General features: G+C 48.0%; 10 protein-coding genes. 9 read left to right on the forward strand and 1 reads right to left on the reverse strand.

All coding sequences use genetic code 11. The features are described 5' to 3' along the window. The first annotated feature begins 273 nt into the window (after positions 1-273). From FTO68_RS10615 to FTO68_RS10645, 8 genes are all read left to right on the forward strand, one after another. On the forward strand, positions 274-4,614 hold the full coding sequence (locus tag FTO68_RS10615) for a PKD domain-containing protein (protein ID WP_255333386.1): 4,341 nt from the start codon (positions 274-276) through the stop codon (positions 4,612-4,614). A gap of 299 nt (positions 4,615-4,913) precedes the next feature. Next, a complete protein-coding gene (locus FTO68_RS10620; RefSeq protein WP_255333387.1) occupies positions 4,914-12,557 on the forward strand; it encodes a right-handed parallel beta-helix repeat-containing protein in 7,644 nt (2,547 codons plus the stop codon). 159 nt (positions 12,558-12,716) lie between these two features. Further along, a complete protein-coding gene (locus FTO68_RS10625; RefSeq protein ID WP_255333388.1) occupies positions 12,717-13,337 on the forward strand; it encodes a flavodoxin family protein in 621 nt (206 codons plus the stop codon). Between the two features lie 33 nt (positions 13,338-13,370). Next, positions 13,371-13,982 carry a flavodoxin family protein gene (locus FTO68_RS10630; RefSeq protein WP_255333389.1) on the forward strand — a complete coding sequence of 204 codons (612 nt, stop codon included), beginning with the start codon at positions 13,371-13,373 and terminating at the stop codon, positions 13,980-13,982. Positions 13,983-14,095: 113 nt separating this feature from the next. Continuing rightward, the gene (locus tag FTO68_RS10635) at positions 14,096-15,250 is read left to right on the forward strand and encodes an RNA/DNA-binding domain-containing protein (RefSeq protein WP_255333390.1); all 1,155 of its coding nucleotides are present in this window, start codon (positions 14,096-14,098) and stop codon (positions 15,248-15,250) included. Positions 15,251-15,316: 66 nt separating this feature from the next. Next, positions 15,317-15,391, forward strand: coding sequence for a hypothetical protein (locus tag FTO68_RS11970; protein WP_368659900.1), 75 nt, complete (start codon positions 15,317-15,319; stop codon positions 15,389-15,391). Between the two features lie 228 nt (positions 15,392-15,619). Next, complete coding sequence (locus FTO68_RS10640) at positions 15,620-16,171, forward strand: hypothetical protein (protein WP_255333391.1); 552 nt, start codon at positions 15,620-15,622, stop codon at positions 16,169-16,171. A 334-nt stretch (positions 16,172-16,505) separates the two neighbouring features. Next, entirely contained in the window at positions 16,506-19,403 is a 2,898-nt protein-coding gene (locus tag FTO68_RS10645; RefSeq protein ID WP_255333392.1) for a lectin like domain-containing protein, read from the forward strand. An 87-nt stretch (positions 19,404-19,490) separates the two neighbouring features. On the opposite strand, the gene FTO68_RS10650 is transcribed toward FTO68_RS10645, so the two are convergent. Next, positions 19,491-20,123, reverse strand: a complete 633-nt coding sequence (locus FTO68_RS10650; RefSeq protein ID WP_255333393.1) for a zinc metalloprotease — start codon at positions 20,121-20,123, stop codon at positions 19,491-19,493. A 68-nt stretch (positions 20,124-20,191) separates the two neighbouring features. Here FTO68_RS10650 and FTO68_RS10655 point away from each other — a divergent pair, with 68 nt between their 5' ends. After that, entirely contained in the window at positions 20,192-20,455 is a 264-nt protein-coding gene (locus FTO68_RS10655) for a nucleotidyltransferase family protein (protein ID WP_255333394.1), read from the forward strand. Positions 20,456-20,558: the final 103 nt, after the last annotated feature.

Below are 20,558 nucleotides of genomic sequence, written 5' to 3' on the forward strand. Positions count from 1 at the left end.
GGGGAATGCATTCTGGTACCTGAACCTGACGGATAAGATGAAGGAACAGCTGAAAGCGATGGGGTTCAAGGAACTGTTCCGGGAGAGAAGGTTGGGTCAGAGTGGGTTATAAAACCGGAAAGTCAGGTCTCAGATCCGCTAACAACCCTTGATAACTGGACGATAAATCCCAATGGATCATGGGATGTATCCTCTTCCGCCTACCGCTCTTCACCAGGATCAGTATCATATAATGCAACCCTCTACCAGCCAAATACCTATATCTGGTTGATCATGAAGGATAATCTGACATTGAACCAATATCGCCTCCCTGAACTCTCATTCTGGTATAATACCTCTCTCACATATGAAGATAGCTTTCTTGGAGTCTATGCCTCATCTCCGGTTAGCAGCACCTATTATACCATAGGGCAATTGCCCGGCAATACTAATGGCACATGGGAAGAGATCACCATCACTCCTGGGAAGATACATGAAACCTATGCAATCAGAGGGTTTACCACAGTTCCAGAAGAGATCAGATTTGCAATTATATTGAGGATAGATAACGTATCCGCACAAAAGCATCTCTTCTTCGATGACATCAGGGTCAGACAGGTGACCGGTATCAACCAGGACTACGAGTACATGAACGGCACCTCAATGGCTACACCGCATGTTACCGGGCTTGCAGGGCTTCTGAAGGCATATAATGCTTCGCTTCAGACAGACCAGATCAAGGAGATCATTTACGCAAATGTCGATCCACTTCCTTCACTTGCGGGACGGACGGTCACCGGCGGGAGGATTAATGCATCACAAGCACTTGAGGCGGTTCATCTAAAGGCCGGTTTCGAATCAGATAAAATCAATGGCTCAGCACCACTCAGAATACAATTCACCGATAGATCAGTCGGCAGAGAATACACCAGCCTCTGGTCTTTTGGAGATGGAAGTACATCAGATCAAAAAAATCCAGGATATACCTACACATTACCGGGCACATACACCGTCAACCTGACGATCACCAATACATATGGTGCAAACACTACATCGCAATCGAACCTCATCACCGTTCAACAGACAGTTGATCCAACTCCAACACCAACTCCAACACCAACTCCAACACCAATTGACCCTTATGTACCACCACACCCATGGGTAAGATATCTTGGAACAGATACTGTCAATCTTGTATGGCCAGAATCATACCATCCCCTCTTCAACACAGAACATGACGGGAAGTTTAATGTATTGAGATTTAGTAATGAGAGGCTCGATAAGGTGTGGGAGGGAGTAGGATCCCATATTCTCGATCAAGATGTGCCAGAAAATGTGATCTATCATATTATTCCAATAAATAAAACAACGCATAATGCTGCAGATCCTGAGTATAATGTTAAAATTGAGCTCACCCTTGGATTGGCAGTCGGCGGAGAATTTTTTAGTGCGACCACATTCAGCGACACCTGGGATGCAAAAGGCGGTACAGTAACACTCTTTAAAGATACAATTCTCAGTGAGGGTTTAGATCAGCTCAGTATTGTGAATACCACAATCATTGCTGCTGGTGGCAAAAAGATCAGTGGTTATTCCCCCCTAACCCTTCAGAATGTCAATCTTGAAGGAGTATCGATTGATCTTGAAAGGGGAGATTCACGATCATTACAGATCATTCATACCGCACGAACCACAAGCCCGATCAAAGTACGTGATAATGGCCTTAATCTTGAGTCAATCGATTCTACATCCTCTATTGAACTTATTGGTGATACCAACACCATCTCTTCAATAAGAGGAAGCCATATCAGCATGACAGGAGAGGGAGCCAGGATCTCTAATACGACAATAAATGGGACAAATGACGGTAAACCCGGCATACTGCTTCAAAAAGGTAATAACAGTATCATCCGGGACAATATCATTGAGATGACTGGATCAGGGAAGGGTATCCATATCCAGGAATGCTATCAGAACATCACTGTTTGGGGGAATAGCATCAGTAATGTTGAAGATGGCATTTATGCGATTCACCCCTGGCCATCTGTTCCTGCTACGCTTGATGGCTACACAATCCGGCAAAATACCATCAGTAACGTTGGACGAAGAGGTATTCATCTGGGCGGAAACCATGGATATGGAAGTGCCCGTTACGCAGAAATTCTGGAGAACACTGCCAATGGGATGGTATGGTTTTCCGGGGACTCAAGTCGGATCGAAAGAAATAACCTGACCGCTTCAATCAATGCAGTCGGGAGTCACAACTATATCAATAGAAATAATGTGACTGACACCGATTTTGGAATCTTCGGGGACGGTGATGAAATTCTGATTGCAGAGAACCAGATCACCAACTTCTCAGGTGCAGACTCCACCAACGTTTGGGCAGTAACTCTTACGGGCCAGCATGGCATCATCCGCAATAATACCATCAGCAACTTCCGCCAGGGTATATCGATCGCAGGTGAACATCAGGTGATTGGAAATACCATCGATAATACGGCAAATATGGGTGCAGATACAAATAACAGGAAGTACCTTAAGGTTATCCTTGCATCAATAGCAGATGGATCGGTTATCGAAAGGAATGTAATCAGACGGACCAATCACCCGCATACCAATCATGGAATTATTCACATAGGCAACTCAGGCAACCTCTCCGTCAGGGAGAACCTTATCGATGGGGGGGACAGTGCATTTGCCATATCCATCTGGTCCCCGGGTGAAGGGATCATCATTGAAAATAATACCATCAATAATATGAGCCGTGAATATAGCAATACAGGAGGCATCCATGCTCAACAGGCACTTTCAGATGGGGAACTCCGGATTGTGAATAACTCAATCAGAGGTGGATACGGGTTATGGGGCATCCATCTTGACCGGCAGAATAAAGCAATAGTCATCAATAACACCATCGCTGAATGTGGCACCGGTATTATCGTAATCTCATCCAATAACACCTTCATTGCAGACAACTCACTCTGGAATATGAGCAGAGGGATCTACCTTCCATACCCCTATTCATTTGAAACTACCATTTCAGGAAACTCTCTTGAAGTACAGAGAGAGGGAATGGTACTCTATGCTCAAGACGCCGCTATTGACAATAACACTATCACCATTACCGGTACCGATGAGTTTCAGCCACATACAGCCATCTGGCTCCTAGATGGTGATCAATTCATTATCCACAAGAACACAATACGCAACAGAGCTTCAAACATACCGGTTGATTTTGAGATTGAGATCCCATCCAAACAACTTCCAGGTGCCCTCATCCTCTGTGAAAATACCATTGAACGTGTATCGGGAGGCACAACATTCAGTGCATCTGATATCACTGATCAGGTACGAATCAGAGGGGTAAACTCACCCCCGGAACCCCTTTCAGGTAAGCTCGATATCGGCCAATGGCTCAATATACAGAGTTTGAACTTCACAAATCAGGATAATATACAGCTGAACCTGACCTTCCATTACAAACCTGAAGATTTTGATGGTGTAGGTGGGTCAAGCATGTCTGTCTGGCGATACAACAACAGTAAATGGGATGGCGGTTACGGAGAAGATAGTTGGAGCGGAGAACGATGGCTTGATACCACAAAACACGAGGTAGGGGTTGCGATCAACCACATTCCCCCATATGAGGGTGGCTTTGTCATATATGCCCCACTCAAAGAAGATCTCCTGGCAGAGTTTGATGCAGAACCAACCTCCGGTGCCATACCGCTTTTGGTTCAGTTCACCGACCTCTCAGAAGGGGAGCCGACCAGCTGGAGATGGACATTTGGAGATGGAAGTGGATCAGCGACACAGCACTCAAGTCATATCTATGAAATCCCAGGCACCTATACCGTCACTCTTGAAGTAGAGAGAGGGGACGAGAAGTCTCTGAAGGTAAAAAAAGAGTATATCAGGGTCACAATACCACTCCAGGCAGGCTTTCATGCAGATAGAACCGCCGGATTCCCACCTCTTGATGTCAGGTTCACCGACCTCTCAGAAGGAGAGCCGGCAGGGTGGCTCTGGCAGTTTGGTGATGAGAACAGATCCTCAGTACGTAATCCTCTCCATACGTATACAGTACCCGGCACCTATACCGTTAACCTGACAGTATGGAACGAGGACAACCGCGATACCATCAGCCGGAGAGATTATATTGAGATCTATGGTTCTCCTGGAGTAACAGGGATTACCCCCACCTTCGGGTATCGGAACGGGCTTTCTATCCAGGCAAGGATATCCGGCGACGGGTTCAGGGACGGGGCACTCGCACGACTTGTTGGACCGGGAGATGGGGTTATTGATGGAACAGCGCTCACAGTTGCCGGACTGAACCAGATCACCTGCACCTTCAACCTCACCGAAGCGCTTCCAGGTGCATGGACTGTGCTGGTGGAGAATGCAGATGGAAAGACCGGCCTCCTCCAGGGAGGATTCACGATCCGTCCCCGTGGCGACTTTAATGGGAACGCTCGTGTTGATATTGGGGATGTGGCAAGAGTCGCCTGGATGGCCGTCGGGCTGACACCTGATGATCCCGAGGCACGGTTTGGCGGAGGCGATACGGTGACGGGAGCTGATGCGGCAAGGATCGCCTACTATTATGTCGGAAAGACGCAGGAGATCTGAGTGATCTCCCCAACCACTTTGTAAATAGATCCGGGAAATCACACCTTCCCTCAAATGTGATCGCTAGCGATCCAGAAAGAGATAATTATATATTTTTTGACATTGTCCTAACAGGTATACCGTACCCCTGTAGTGTGCCGGGACGAGATCCATGTACCTTTTTTTCTTTATGGGGGATGGCAGGGAAGAGATACACACAATCGTAGTTTCTACCTTCAAATATACAGAATGCAATGAGAAAGTAACGTAATGTGGTATCTGTTGCCTTGGTGCAGAAAAAAAAATCAGGGGTGTTGATAATGAAACGAGTTTATTCAGCAGTATTGCTGTGTATATTCCTCCTATTCTCATGTGGCATCGTTTCAGGGGTGCTCTCTGAGGACGGAGATGATCGGTTCGTTGAGCCGGATCTGAATATGACAGGAGGAGATGAGCCGTCAGCTCCTCCTAAAGAGACCAAATTATTCGATCCAGAGGATTTAAACGAGCCCCTTGATGAAGATGATCCAGTTGAACAATCCGGGAACGTAACAGTTGAAGAAAAGCCACATACTCCAGCAGAAGAAATTGATCCCCAGGAAGATGAGGAAGAGGTGGTGGAAGAACACCAGGAAGAAAACCTGGAAAATCTCCTTCAACCTGAGGAGATGCCGGAAAGCACACCCATTTTTGCGGAGGAGATGCCTCTGGCTAATGGAGTTCCTCAGGATGTATATGGCCGGCCGCTCTATGAACCCGGCACTATCCTCGTCCAGTTCAAGCCACCGGTATCAGAGAACACCATCCTGATGACAACCACCTCTGAACAACTCCATTCCCGCTATCACACAACCACCAGGCATGATCTGACAGAATATGGCCAGCCCGGACTGCTTGTTGTCGACCTCCCCGATGACCTCATGGTACCTGATGCCATCGATCAGATCAGCAGGCACCCCGATGTCCTCTTTGCAGAACCAAATTTCTACTATTACCAGGATAAAATTCCAGATGATCCTGAATTTTCCCTCCTCTGGGGGCTTCAGAACACCGGGCAGATTGTGGGGGATCAGGCAGGAACTCCCGGAGCTGACATATCAGCTCCTGGTGCATGGGATATAACGACAGGTTCAAAAGATGTCGTCATTGCTGTTATTGATACAGGGATACATATGAACCATCTTGATCTCATCCAGAACCAATGGATGAACCCTGGGGAGTTACTAAACGGCTACGATTCAGATGGAAACGGATACATAGATGATCTCTATGGATGGAATTTCTATGATGACAATAACGATGTATCAGATCTCAACGGTCATGGCACCCATTGTGCCGGAACGATAGCCGCAATCGGAAATGATAACTGGCATATTCCCGGGGTAATGTGGACGGCAAAGATCATGCCTCTTAAATTCTTGGGGCCACACGGTTCAGGAACCACAGAAAATGCAATAAAGGCAATTAACTATTCACGCGATAATGGGGCTCATATTATCAGTAACTCATGGGGATCGACCGGCTATTCCGAGGCTCTAAAAAACGCGATTGATAGTTTTGATGGAGTTGTAATCTGTTCTGCCGGTAATAATGCCACAAACAATGATATTATACCCCAATATCCAAGTTCTTTAAACTGCTCCAACATCATTTCTGTTGCAGCCACAGATAACAGGGATGAACTTTCAACATTCTCATGCTATGGTCCAAATTCCGTCCATCTCGGGGCACCAGGAACGATGATCTACAGTACCTATATCTCATATGAGTATGAAGAACGGTTTTTTGATCCAATGACCACACTGGACAACTGGTCAGTCGTTTCGCCAGGTCCATGGGAACTGAATTCATCCATCTACAACTCACCACCCACGTCAGCATCTGACAATGCAACATGGAACTGGGTGGCCGGACAACGTGAACGATTACGCATGAAAACACCCGTCCGACTGGAAAAACAGTATCAACTTCCGGAGTTCTCTTTCATGTGCAACTACTCTCTGGAGAATGATACTACTTTTGTGGTTTGGACAAACACTCCCGCTATCAACTCCTGGTACTCCCTCTCCACCATCAAAGGTGGTGATTCGGATAAGAAATGGAAAGAAATTACCATTTCTCCAAGGAGAATATATGAGACATATGATAATTGGAAGTATTCAGGGGTTCTTGAAAACATCAGTTTTGGATTCTCATTAACGAGGGATAATGTTAATGTATCCGATTATGTTTTTATCGATGATGTCCGGATCCGGGAGGTTTCCGGGATCATTCGCAGTTATAAGCACCTGAATGGCACCTCGATGGCCACTCCCCATGTTGCCGGGCTTGCCGGGCTCCTGAAAGCCTATAATGCTTCGCTCAGTGCAGATCAGATGAAGGAGGTTATTGTAACCAATGTCGATCCACTTCCCTCACTTGCAGGGCGAACGGTCACTGGTGGAAGGATTAATGCCTCAAAGGCACTTGAAGCGGTTCATCTGGCAGCTGCATTCGAGGTGAACAGATCAACCGGCACTGTACCATTTCCGGTGGAGTTCAGTGACACCTCGGTCGGGAGGAATTATAGCCATCACTGGTCATTTGGCGATGGAAATACATCAAATGAAGAAAAACCCGTCTTCACGTACACCGTCCCAGGTACCTATACGGTAAACCTGACGATTACCAATATATATGGCAGCAATACGACATCAGAATCGAACCTCATCACCGTCAATGAAGCTCCTGATCCAACGCCCACACCAACGCCTACCCCCACTCCAACTCCGACTCCCACCCCATTACCGACACCTGCCCCGATGCCGACACCAGAACCGGTCGATCCCTACACCCCGCACCAATGGGTAAGCTACCTTGGAACAGATACCGTCCATCTCGTATGGCCGGATACCATTCATCCAAAGTATGGCACATCGGCATATGGAGGATACAATATATACCGGAATGGAAATGAGCGGTCCTGGCTTGGTGTTGAAGGCCCCAACCCCTCGATTATTGATCGGAATGTGCCAGCTTCTGCTGAATATGTCATTGTATCCTGGGATAAGGAAGAAAAGAAGCCGGTGCAGGAGGATACCATCGATCTCACTCTCGGCCGTGCCGTCGGGGGAAACCTTCCTTCAGAGGGCATATTTACTGACACCTGGGATGCAGAAGGTGGCACCATTACGCTCTTTAAAAATACCAGACTCAGTGACATAAACACAAGCTCGCTCACGATCAAAAACACGGCAGTTGTTGCCGCAGCAGGCACAAAGATCACCGGCAATGGAGCACTCTGGCTTGATAATGCCTATATGGGGGGAATAACCGTTGACATTCAACGAGGATCATCAGAATACAGCGCCCTGAGAGTGTCAGAAGGACTTCATACAACCGGTCCGATCACAGTCCGGGATAATGACCTGTTCCTCTCCGACATCACCTCTAACTCATCAATCAGCCTCATCGGGAACTGTAACATGCTCTCGACAAGCAGTATCACAAACGGTAATACCTATCTGCAAGGCGATGGCGTATCTGTCATTAACACCGTTTTCACCGGAAATAATCCCTCGGAGAAGAATCTGCACATTGTTGGCAATGATTCACAGATCAGAAGCTCTGCATTTACAAATAGATCGATGACGATCTCAGGTGATGGTGGCAGTGTCAGGGACAATACAATGAACCGGGGCAGTATGATCCTTGATGCATCCAATTCCATTATTCTGAATAACACAATAAAGAACGGAGATACTGGCATATATATCGGGGAATTTGGTGGAGGTGCACTTGAGAATATTACCCTTAGAAATAATCAGATCGAAGACATGGCTGGGCTGGGACAGGGCAATGGGATATATTTCAATGTGAACTCCGACCTGGTGACCATCGAGGGCAATACGATTCGAAACACCAATCAGGCAATATATTCACAAAGGGAGCTCGCATTCTTTGAGCTGAAAGAGAACATAATTGATGACGTCAAATCTTACGGAATCTATCTTCAGAATGCCAGGGCAGGATTCATCGAGGATAATGAAATTCAAAACAGCAGTTGTGCAATCTACCTGCAAGGAGAGCAGACTGAGATTACAAATAACATCCTCACAAAGATACGGCCAAAAGATTACCTCTTCATTGATCGTGCAGGGATCCGGGTAAAAGGCGAGAACCTGACGATCACCCAAAACTCGATCTCCGAATTTTGCGGATCTGCACAGGATGGGAAATATTACGCCATTTGGATGGATGGTAGCAACAACAGGCTCACAAATAACACAATTGACGATCTTCGCTGGGGCCTCTGGATTCTTGGGAACAACCATGTTGTCGAGGATAATCGTATCACGAATATCGATATGAAAGATTTTACCACAACATCCCGGCCTTTGCATCATGTCGTCTACTTCCAGGCCGTTGATTCACAGTTCAATAAGAATACCATCCTTCATACGAACCAGAGTACCCATCAGCATGCGTGGGGAGTAATCGTCTCTGACCACAGTGGGACAGCACCGGAAGGAGATGGAAATACCTACATGGACAATGTAATTGATGGTGGGAAATACGGTTTTTATCATCTGCGAATTAAAAATGGGACGGTAATCCAGAACAATACCATCCGGAATGTGACGATTGGTCCACCCTTTGCTTTTCAAACCGGGGTTGGGGGTGGAATATACATTGATCAGCCCTATGAGACCATAGGCTCAACGGGAGTTGGAGAGAGTGACCTGCTTATCCGGTATAATGACCTTTCAAGCCCCGGTGAAACCTGGCCAGGCTATGGCTATGGCTCCGGCATTGATGTCCGAAGAATTGCTGGCGCCCGCATCTCACATAATACGCTGGAGGACTTTGGAACCGGCATCTGGCTGCAAGGATCAGGAATAAACAGGATATGGAATACCAGCATCTCGCATAATGAGATTGAAGGAGGAATATCGGGGATTTCGATGAGTACCGGGGACTCCGGGGATCTGTTCTCTGAGAACACCATCTGCAACTATTCCGATACCGGGATCAATGTACGGAGCAATGAGATTCTTCTCAGGAACAATACCCTTCTTGACACTTCAGGATTGAGCCGGAAGGCGATCGAGGTGTGGGGGACTTTTACTCTTGATCAGAACACCATCACCGACATGGTGAATGTGACCACCTTCTCGCTCTCTGACAGCAATAATCATCTGGAGATCAGGGGTGTTTCAACACCCCCGTCACCCCCGAAATCCCCTGCATATCCGTTCAACAAAGGATCAATCGGCCAGTGGATCACCATCAACACAGCCTCCGAATTCCGGATAGGCTCTCCAACCTTCAACCTCACCTTCCACTATGATCCTGATCAACTCGGCACTATCAGTCCCGAGACCCTCATGGTCTGGCAGCATAACAACAGCCGCTGGCACGATGGAAGCGGGGACTACAAGTGGAACGGCACCCGCTGGCTGGATACTGATGCCCGTGAGGTAGGAGTGCAGGTGACCACCCTCCCCCCCTATGATCAGGCACCGTTCATCTTTGCCCCACTAGGGGGGCTTCTGGTGCATAATCTCAACCTTGAGCGGGACTATGAGACGATCACCGGGGCATTGGACGATATTGACCTTGCAGATGGCCATACCATCGCTGTTGATAGCGGGTATGAGGGGAATGAGAATCTGCATATCAGGTATGATATCAATCTCATCGCCTCATCAGGCAGGCATTCCGATGTCCGGATAAACGCACTCTTCGATACAAAACCTGTCATTGAGCTGGACCGCCGATCAAATGTACTGATCTCAGGCTTCATCCTGGAAGGAGCAACCAGTTCATATGGCCTGTATCTTCATGGAACACAGGCGAGCGGCATCCGGAATAGTACTATTACAAATAACCGATATGGAATTGTCTGTAAGGACTTCCAGGATGCCCAACTGGGTACACGCACAACCCGGGAGTGTGTGGTTGATGAGAGTATTATCACCGGCAATTCCCTTGGCGGAATTCTCATCGAAAAATCTGATGCAAACATAATTCAAAACAGCAATGTAACCAATGCCGGTTTTGGCATCGGTATCGATGAGGGATCAAACAATGTTCTTTCCGGCAACACATTCACACATTGTCCTGATCTCGGCATCTGGATACTGAATGGTGAAGAGAACGCAATACAATCTAATACATTCATCGGAGGAACTACCGGAGTTCTGCTTGAGGGAGCAAAACAGACAACAGTATCCGGAAACAACATCACATCCGCTGAAACCGGATATAAACTTGAAGGTACTGAAGATACCATCCTCACCAAAAACCAGGTCAAAGGAACAGGCATTGGTTTCTTAATGGATGATGCACTCAGAACGACCATAACCAGATGCCACATAACCGAAGCAGCACCGGCTACTGAAACAGTCGGGTTCAGGATTCAATCTTCTGACCAGACCACCATCACGGATTCGTCTATCACCGGGATCACCTCCCAGAATTATAGAGCAACCGGGGTGGAGCTGATCGGTTCCTCACGACAGACAACGATTCTCGATTCCGTCATCTCCGATATCACCACACCCAGGATAACCGGCATCCATGTCGGGGCAGGTGCAGTCGGAACAGGGATCTATAACCTCACAGCAACTGATCTCAACGCTGGTGCGGGGGGGGTTACCGGGATCATTCTCGATCCGAATTCGGGAAATAACGCCATACAGCGGGGAACGATCAGTCAGATAAGATCATCCGGAAACATAACGGGAATAAAGACAAATTTGACGATCGATTCTCAAATTAAGAGAGTTCTATTTGATCAGATTAACTCAACCGCTGGAACTGCAACCGGTCTTTCCATAAACGGGAGCTCCGGTTTGATCGTTGAAAATATCACACTCACCAGGATCTCAAGTACTGACGATCCAGCGGCTATCTCCATCACAGGAAACGACAACACATCGCTTGGATACATACAGGTTGGAGATACCCATCCCGTCCTCTTTAACCTCACCGCAACCGGCTCCCTCCGGGTGAGCGGAGTCGAATCACCACCGGCACCTCCAGAAGATATGGCTGCTATCGGGAGGTTCCTTGCGATCACAAACACCACTCCATCAGATGCCGCAATCAGGATATACTACTCACCGGGCGATCTGAATGGGGTGAATCCCTCTTCCCTCCGCCTCTGGAGACATGCAGACGACTGGTCACGGGTTGCAGGTGAGAACGGGGTGGATACAGTAAACCGGTTTGTGTACGGAACCACCACCGACTTCAGCGTCTTTGCCCCGCTTGAAGAGCCACTCCGGGCTGATTTTGCAGGCGAACCGCTCCAGGGGGTTGCACCGCTCACTGTCCGCTTCACTGATCTCTCTGTCGGAGGACCCGAAAACTTCGTATGGACATTTGGGGACGGAGGAAGATCAGAACTCGAAAACCCGGTTCATATCTATCAGACACCGGGTAACTACACCGTATCACTTCAGGTTACCAAAGGTCAGGATACTGCAACTGAGACAAAAGAGCAGTATATTACCGTTATTGGACCAACACCTGTTGTTACCGGGATTACTCCTGCCTTTGGATACAGAAACGGGCTTATAGTGAATGCTTCGATCACAGGAACAGGGTTCTGGGAGGGAATCACTGTCAATCTCACCGGAACACCGGAGATCTCCGGCGCTGATGTAACAGTAACATCGAATACAATGATCACATGCCGATTTAATCTCACCAACGCCATAACCGGAATCCGGGATGTGCAGGTGACAAACCAGGATGGGAAAACCGGCATCGGAAAAGATCTCTTTACCATCCGTCCACGTGGTGACTTCAACGGGAACAGCCGGGTTGATATCGGGGATGTCGCAAAGGTCGCCTGGATGGCCGTCGGGCTGACACCAGAGGATCCCGAGGCACGGTTTGGCGGGGGGGATACGGTAACCGGAGCTGATGCAGCCAGAATTGCGTACTTCTATGTCAGGAAGACACAGGAGATCTGATGATTTCCAGAACATGACCCTCTGAAAGGATCCTATACCAGGATTCTTTCTCAAATACATCATCTTTTTCTATCCATCATGGGATCCAAAGATATCTTTCTTGATAAAACAGTGAGAAGAATGACGAGCCTTTATCTATATCGGGGATAATCTTCTGGTATGGTAGTCAAGGTTCTCGCCTTCGCCGGTTCCCCCCGCCGGCACGGCAATTCGGAGACGCTCCTCGACTGGGTGCTGGAAGAGATGGAGAAGCAGCCCGGTGTGGAGGTGGAAAAGTATGCACTCACCGATATCAATATCGCACCCTGCAAGGGATGCAATGCCTGTGAGAAGCTGAATGCATGTATCCAGAAGGATGATATCGTCTGGATAGAGCCAAAGATCATCGAAGCCGATATCATCATCCTCTCTTCACCCATCTTCTGCATGGGAATTGCGGCTCAGCCAAAAGCCCTCATCGACCGGGCACAGGTCTTCAGATCACGCAAATATGTCCTGAAGCTGCCGGTTGTGCCAGTTGAACGGAAAGGGAAGCGGATTGGGATCTTCCTTGCATCAGCTGGCCAGGACTGGGACTATGTCTTTGATGCCGCAATACCATCGGTCAAATGCCTCTTCAATGTCATCGATGTGAAGAACAAGGATATCCGGTACCTGATGGTGAATAATGTCGATGAGAAGGGAGCAATCAACGATCATCCGACCGCACAAGCAGATGCAGTGGCACTTGCAGATGAAGTCATTGCAACCATACTGGAGATGAAGGGAGAGAGTCGTTGATGGGAGAAAAAAGTGCATGAACGGAGATACATTATGAATGTTCTTGGGATATCAGGAAGCCCACGGAAGGGCGGAAATACCGAGACGCTCCTTGACGCATTCCTTGCTGGTGCGGAGGAGGCAGGTGCAGAGAAGCGGAAGGTGATCCTCCGCGACCTTGAATTCACCTCATGCAAGGGCTGCAATGCCTGCCATAAGACCGGGGAATGCGTCCTGAAAGACGACCTCACCCCGCTCTTTGACGAGATTATTGCAGCCGATATCCTTGCCCTCGCCTCACCGATCTACTCGATGGGGATCACAGCTGAACTGAAGGCGTTTATCGACCGGGGGCAGGTCTACTGGGCGAGGAAATTCATCTTAAAAAACCTCTATTTTGATTACCAGCACATACAGAGGCACAAGGGATTCTTCATCTCAACAGCCGGCCAGAACTGGGATCATGTCTTTGACGGGGCATACCCTGTTATAACCGCATTTTTCAATGATATCGGGTTCGAATACACAGATAATATCATCGCAAACAATATGGACGAATATAAGGGGATCAAGGGGCACCCAACAGCGCTTGAGGAGGCAAAGAGGAGGGGCAGGAAGGCTGTGGGGGAACTTCAATCCATCGGTGCGAAAACTGAAGGAGAATAAGATTCAATACCCCAAAAAACAATGGAAATTGTAATGCACTCTCCCGTTGTACAATAACGCAGATAGATCCAATTCCACAATACATCCGACAAAACGAAAGGTATGAGCGTTCAATGACTCCTTCCGACTTAAAAGCCATCATTGCAACCGGCGAAGACAGCCATCGTCAGTTCAAACAGGATATTACGAATGCCGATTCTCTTGCAGCTGAAATGGCAGCATTTGCAAATTCAGAAGGCGGGATTATCCTTATTGGGGTTGCAGATGACGGATCAACACCCGGCCTCACTCTCAGGGATGTAAGCCGTATTAACCAGATCATCAGCAATGCCGCTTCACAACATGTAAGGAGTCCACTCCCGGTTCAAACTGAGAATATCAATATCGGCCATGATCGGATTGTTATTATACTGACTATACCAAAGGGGAAGGACAAGCCATATTTTGATAAAAATGGCGTCATATGGCTCAAGGTTGGGTCTGATAAGCGAAGGGTAAACTCCAGGGAGGAGTTATGCCGCCTTTTTCAGAGCGTTGATCAGTTCCATGCAGATGAGTTGCCGACAAAAGCGGGTATCGACAGACTGGATTTACTTCGATTCCGGGCATTTCTTCGGGACGTTTATAATCTGCCGTATCCGGAATCACCTGAAAAATTGCTTAATCTCTTACAGAACATGAATCTGGCAACAGATGATGGGATGTTAAACCTTGCCGGAGTACTCCTCTTTGCCGAAAAGCCAGAGTGGATCAAACCCCAGTTTATTATCAAAGCGATCAGGTATCCAGGCAATACAATTCATGTGAGCCAATATATCGACTCAGAGGATTTTTCCGGTACGCTCTCTGATATCTTTGAAGGAGCGATGGGTTTTGTCATGAGAAATCTCCATAAGGTACAGGCAGGACAGAACGTCAACGCTCCGGGAGTTCCCGAGATCTCGCCAGTAGTATTTGAGGAACTGCTGGTTAATGCGCTCGTGCATCGGGATTACTTTATTTCAGCACCAATCCGGCTATTCATCTTTGATAACAGGATTGAGATCATCAGTCCGGGAAATCTGCCAAACAACCTGACAGTAGCGAAGATTCGGTCCGGCAACTCCAATATACGAAATCCAATCCTCGTATCCTTCATCGCCAAAGGTCTTCTTCCATATCGTGGAATCGGATCAGGAATAAAGCGTGCACTGGAAGAATGGCCCTCTATTGACTTCATGGATGATAGGGAAGGGAGCCTCTTCACTGCTACTGTGCATCGGCATTGAGATAGCGGTTCTGGAAAGAGCACGGAGTAGATCATCGCACATATTCAGGCAAATCCTGAGATCACAATTCAGGAGATTGCAGAACAATGCGGATTGACAGAGAGGGGATTTAAAACTCAGATTAGCACAATAAAAAGCTGAGAAGAGAATCAGGCGGACCGGTTCATCACGAAGCGGTACGTGGGGGATTATCGAGGAGTAGTGATCCGAAGCGATCATTATAACGGAAGCCCACACCATCTCATCCATATGATCCGATAGTATCGAAAGTGTACCAAAAATTTATATTTGATAATAATAGCCACCGAATGCGTACTAATTGAAGTTAAATGAACAGATTCATCCTTTTCAAAGCCGTACCAAAGAAAAATGGCACGTACCAGTACAAAGCAGGCTAAAACACCACTTCTTGATACCCTCGATGGAGAGCGAGCCAGAATTGTCCTCTACCAGCTGATACGGGATGATCCCGGGCTTGCTCCCCATGCTAAAGCAATTGCCAGAACATTTCTGGAAAGCGTGGAGATCGAAAGGGTAGCAGATGCCTTATCCTCGGAGATTGAAGCTATAGAGATAGAAGATATATGGGAATCTTCGGGAAGACAACGGGATGGCCCATATCTCCACCCTTCCGAAAGGGCTTACGAGATGCTCGAGGAGATCGTTGAAGGGTATATGCATGAACTCAGATCATATGCAAAGAGGGGGATGGCTAAAGCTGGGCGTGAATACTGCAAGGGTATCATCCTTGGCCTCTGGCATATCAAGACCGAATCTCATGCCGATATCCTTGAAGAGCTCCCGGATGAAATCACAGATTTCATCGGAACTGTCATTGAAGAGTGGGAAAAGATGGTATCCATCCCCGACGAACGAGCAATTCTCCACAAGTGGATGGAACAGAAGGGGATTATCCCATGACACATCAGGTATCGCAGGAGGGATCACCATTATTATGTTCTCGCTTGTGCTCTCACCCGTTCGATTCTGTGGGTGGAGTCCCCGGATGATCTGGTTTCCTGGAGAGGTTGACAATACAAGGACACTCCACGATAACAGATCCGGATATTGTTTGGCCAGTCTCAGGAGCATATCAATCAGTCCCCGGCATCATCACAATCGAGCCGCCACATCCCCCTCTTAGGCACGAGAAATAATTACGTCTCAGGATGATACATTCAATATGAATGATCGTTCGTATCTTTTTCTCTTGAGCATCCTGATTCTGTTCTTCATCATTTCATTCTCCCCCGTGATGGCGGCTGAGCTTGCGGCGGTTGAATCTGAGAGATCAGTGAACACTACTATGATCACAGAGACCGGCATGCCTGAGCTGGCACCGGTGAATCCGGATTTTCTCGATTATATTGTCCATCAGGGAGAGAGGGGGTACCTCATGTCCTCTGATCATCATTTCGTGCCCGGTGTCGTTCCATCACCCGTTGACTTCTCCCATACAACGGGCATGCAGATTGGATCAAGTGGCGGTGATATTCGACTCTTCTCCACGTACCAGCCATCCTATGATCTCCGAGACCACGACAAGGTATCTCCTGTGAAGGATCAGGGTGATGAGGGGAACTGCTGGGCATTTGGAACATATGCATCGCTTGAATCTTTCTTCCTTCCTCGTGAGGCATGGGACTTCTCAGAGAACAACATGAAGAACATCATTTATGCCGAATTTGATGTTGGAGAGGGTGGAAACAGGGATATGTCCACTGCATATCTTGCACGCTGGTCAGGCCCGGTTCTTGAGGTGGATGATCCCTATGTGGCTGGATCTACATTTATTATCGAAGGCTTACCTCCCGTAAAGCGTGTCCAGGATGTCCTTTTCCTCCCAAGGCGGGCAAACAAGCTTGATAATGAGAATATCAAGTGGGCGCTCACCGAATACGGAGTGGTGCAGATCTCGATGTGGTGGGTACGTGATGGCTGGAATTCTGATAGAAATGCATACTACCAGGACCAGACTACCCGCGTAAACCACGCTGTTGCCATTGTGGGCTGGGATGATACGTATGCCCGGTCGAACTTCAACAAGAATCCGCCGGGAGATGGTGCGTTTATTGTAAAGAATAGCTGGGGCACTGACTGGGGAGATGAGGGCTTCTTCTATCTCTCCTACTATGATACCAGCATCAAAGATTTTGCAGTCTTTACCGGTGAGGATACCGGGAGCTATGATCGGGTTTACCAGTATGATCCGATGGGCTGGGTAAGAAGTATTGGTTATACTGGCTCTGATACCGCCTGGTTTGCCAATGTCTTTACAGCTGAATCAGATGAGACTCTTACCGCAGTCGGCTTTTATACTCCGGTTGTCAATTCCTCATACCAGATAAATGTCTATACCACCCCTGATGATGGCCCCCGGCAGATTGGGGGTGTTGTCTCAACACAAACAGGCACTATCCCATCCCCGGGTTATCATACTATAGATATACCTGCGGCATCTCTTAATGCCGGGGAAACATTCTCTGTGGTTGTCAGGCTGGAAACACCCGGCCATAACTCACCAATTCCAATAGAATGTCCTATTCAAGGGTATTCCAGTAAGGCAACTGCCAATCCGGGTGAAGGGTATATCAGCTCCACTGACAGCACCTGGACTGACCTGACAGATGAAGTTGAGAATGCCAGTGTCTGCCTGAAGGCGTATACAACCGTCTCCACTTCACCTCAGGCCGATTTCTCAGCAAACATTACCAGCGGAAGTGCTCCCCTCACGGTTGCATTTTCCGATGCATCTATCGGAACCCCGACTGCCTGGTACTGGGACTTTGGAGATGGTGGAGAATCCCGGGTTCGAAACCCGGTGCATACCTATACGCAGGCCGGAGCATATGCGGTGAACCTGACTGTCACTAACAGCCGTGGAGAAGACAGTGAAGTAAAGAGCTCATTTATCTCCGTTTCAGAAGATTGTACCAATATTGTAGTTCTCCCTCTGGAGTCGGAACTGAATGTAGGGGATATTGGAGAATACAGTATCATGATCTCATCACTCAATGAAGGTCTTGGCTCCTTCGAATTTGACGTTAATCTCACTGAGCCCGGAATTGCAACAATCACCAGTGTAAATATCACTGAAGGCATGGGAAACACAAGCGCCGTACCAGCCGAATCAGTGAACTGTTGGTCTCATACCCATATTCAACCTGGAACAGAAAACCTGACCGTTATTTCCCTAACAGTTCAGGGATTAACCAGAGGAACAACCAACCTGACGATAACAAATGCAGAACTATGGCCCAGATATGAGACGATTGTTCTCCCTGCAGTGATCCAGGTTGGAGAGGGAACACGCATTCCGGTCGCCAACTTCACCGCAAACAGAACCCTCGGTTCCACTCCGCTGGCAGTCGCCTTCACAGATCTCTCGACAGGGAACCCCACCTCATGGTCATGGCAGTTTGGCGATGGGACAAACAGTACTGAAAGAGATCCGATCCACCCATACACTCTGCCAGGTACGTATACAGTCCAGCTCAGGGTTGAGAACAGTGCAGGAGGCTCAACCATAATATGGGAGGATTATATCACGGTTCTCCCACAGGCATCTGATATGATCATCGGGGCGGGATCTCTCAATGTGGCAACCGGGATGACCGGGGCAATTCCGGTTTCAATAACGAATGTCACCGGTGCAGAGGAGATCATGTGTTCAGTCACCGTTAACCCTGTCTATGCGAATTTCACTGGTGTCGCGATCAACGCATCGGTTGCCGGGGGAACGAATCTGACCTATCAGATCAATAACCAGACCGGGACACTCAATGTCACACTTTCGAGAACAGATGGAAACTATACTGCCGGTACTGAACCAGTACAGATCCTGGATATCACACTTCAGGCAAAGCACCTGTTCGGCGAGAGCCAGATTGGCTTTGGCGAAGCCATGTGGATTCGAAATGATGTTGAGATACCCTTCGGCAGGATGGAGGCGGGAATCCTGGATATACATCTCCGTTGCGACTTCAACCAAAACAACCGGATCGATATCGGGGATGTCGCAAAGGTTGCATGGATGGCAGCAGGGCTAGTGGATGAGGATCTTGAAGCGGACTTTAACAATAACGGAGAAGTCGACAGTGCCGATGCCGCAAGGATCGCCTACTACTATGTAGGGAAGATTGGGGGGCTCTGATTCCTGGTTTGAGATGATGATGTACGGGGGGGATTTCCCATCCCTTGTATTTTGTGGAGATGAAATTGGCTTTAAAAAACCCTGCTTTTAGAGATTCAATAAAATAAAGAAGGGGGAGCAATTCCCACATCCCCCAACAATCACAGGTAAAACAGCGCCCCCAAAGAGCAGTGCAAACGAAACTGCGATTACCACAATAAAGATTAACGGGTTCCATGCAAGTACCTTCTTCCCGTCAAGTGGTCCGAACGGGAGCATATTGAAGGCGGCGAGCATCGCGTTGATCTTGACGCCGACAGCGCCGACAAGCATCACAAACCAGCCGAGACCAAACATTGTTTCCGCTATAAAGAGCAGACCAAAGGGGATTGCGAGGAGGAGGTTTGTTACCGGGCCGGCAACCGAGATCAACCCGTTCTCCCTCTTTGAGAGGGTCGGACCATAGATCATCGTGGCGCCGGGTGCGCTAAAGACAACCCCGACGAGGGCGGCAATTGCTACTGCAACAAGGAGCATCTGGTTATCTTTCTGAAATTCTGCCCAGTACCCATACCGCATCGCTGTGAACTTATGGGCAAGCTCATGAAGCACAAAACCCACCCCGACCGTTATCAGCGAGAGGAGGAAGGCAGCATAGCAGTCTTCAAGAAGCGGTAAATGGAAGAGAATACAGGAGAATTTCGTTGTCCCAACTGAGCATAGATCAGATCGAATATACATACCAGAAGCAAATCTCGATCATTTCTTAACCATGGAATACGCATCTCTTGAACGTGGGGAATAAAGCAATGAATACTATCGAGAAGAGGGGAACGCGATCCCTCCGTCAAAGAGATATTATTAACAGGCTGAAACGAGAGATGCCAACACTTCAGAGACGATTTGGCATAACAAAGATCGGATTGTTTGGATCATATGCACGGGATGAAGCAGGTGAGATGAGTGATATCGATCTTCTGGTCTCTTTTGAAGAGGAGAAAGAGCGGTTTCGCACCTTTATGCAATGCATTTTTTATCTCGAGGATATTTTTGTTTTCGCCGATTCCTTTTGATCCCCCCTTTATATAGGTGCGCCGATCCAAATTGATCCCCCTTTTTGCCAAAAACCGCCACTTCCCTTTATATAGGGTCTGAGGTGGCACAAAGGGTGAAACA

The organism is Methanocalculus taiwanensis (genome assembly GCF_024372745.1).
In the GTDB taxonomy this organism is placed as follows: domain Archaea; phylum Halobacteriota; class Methanomicrobia; order Methanomicrobiales; family Methanocorpusculaceae; genus Methanocalculus; species Methanocalculus taiwanensis.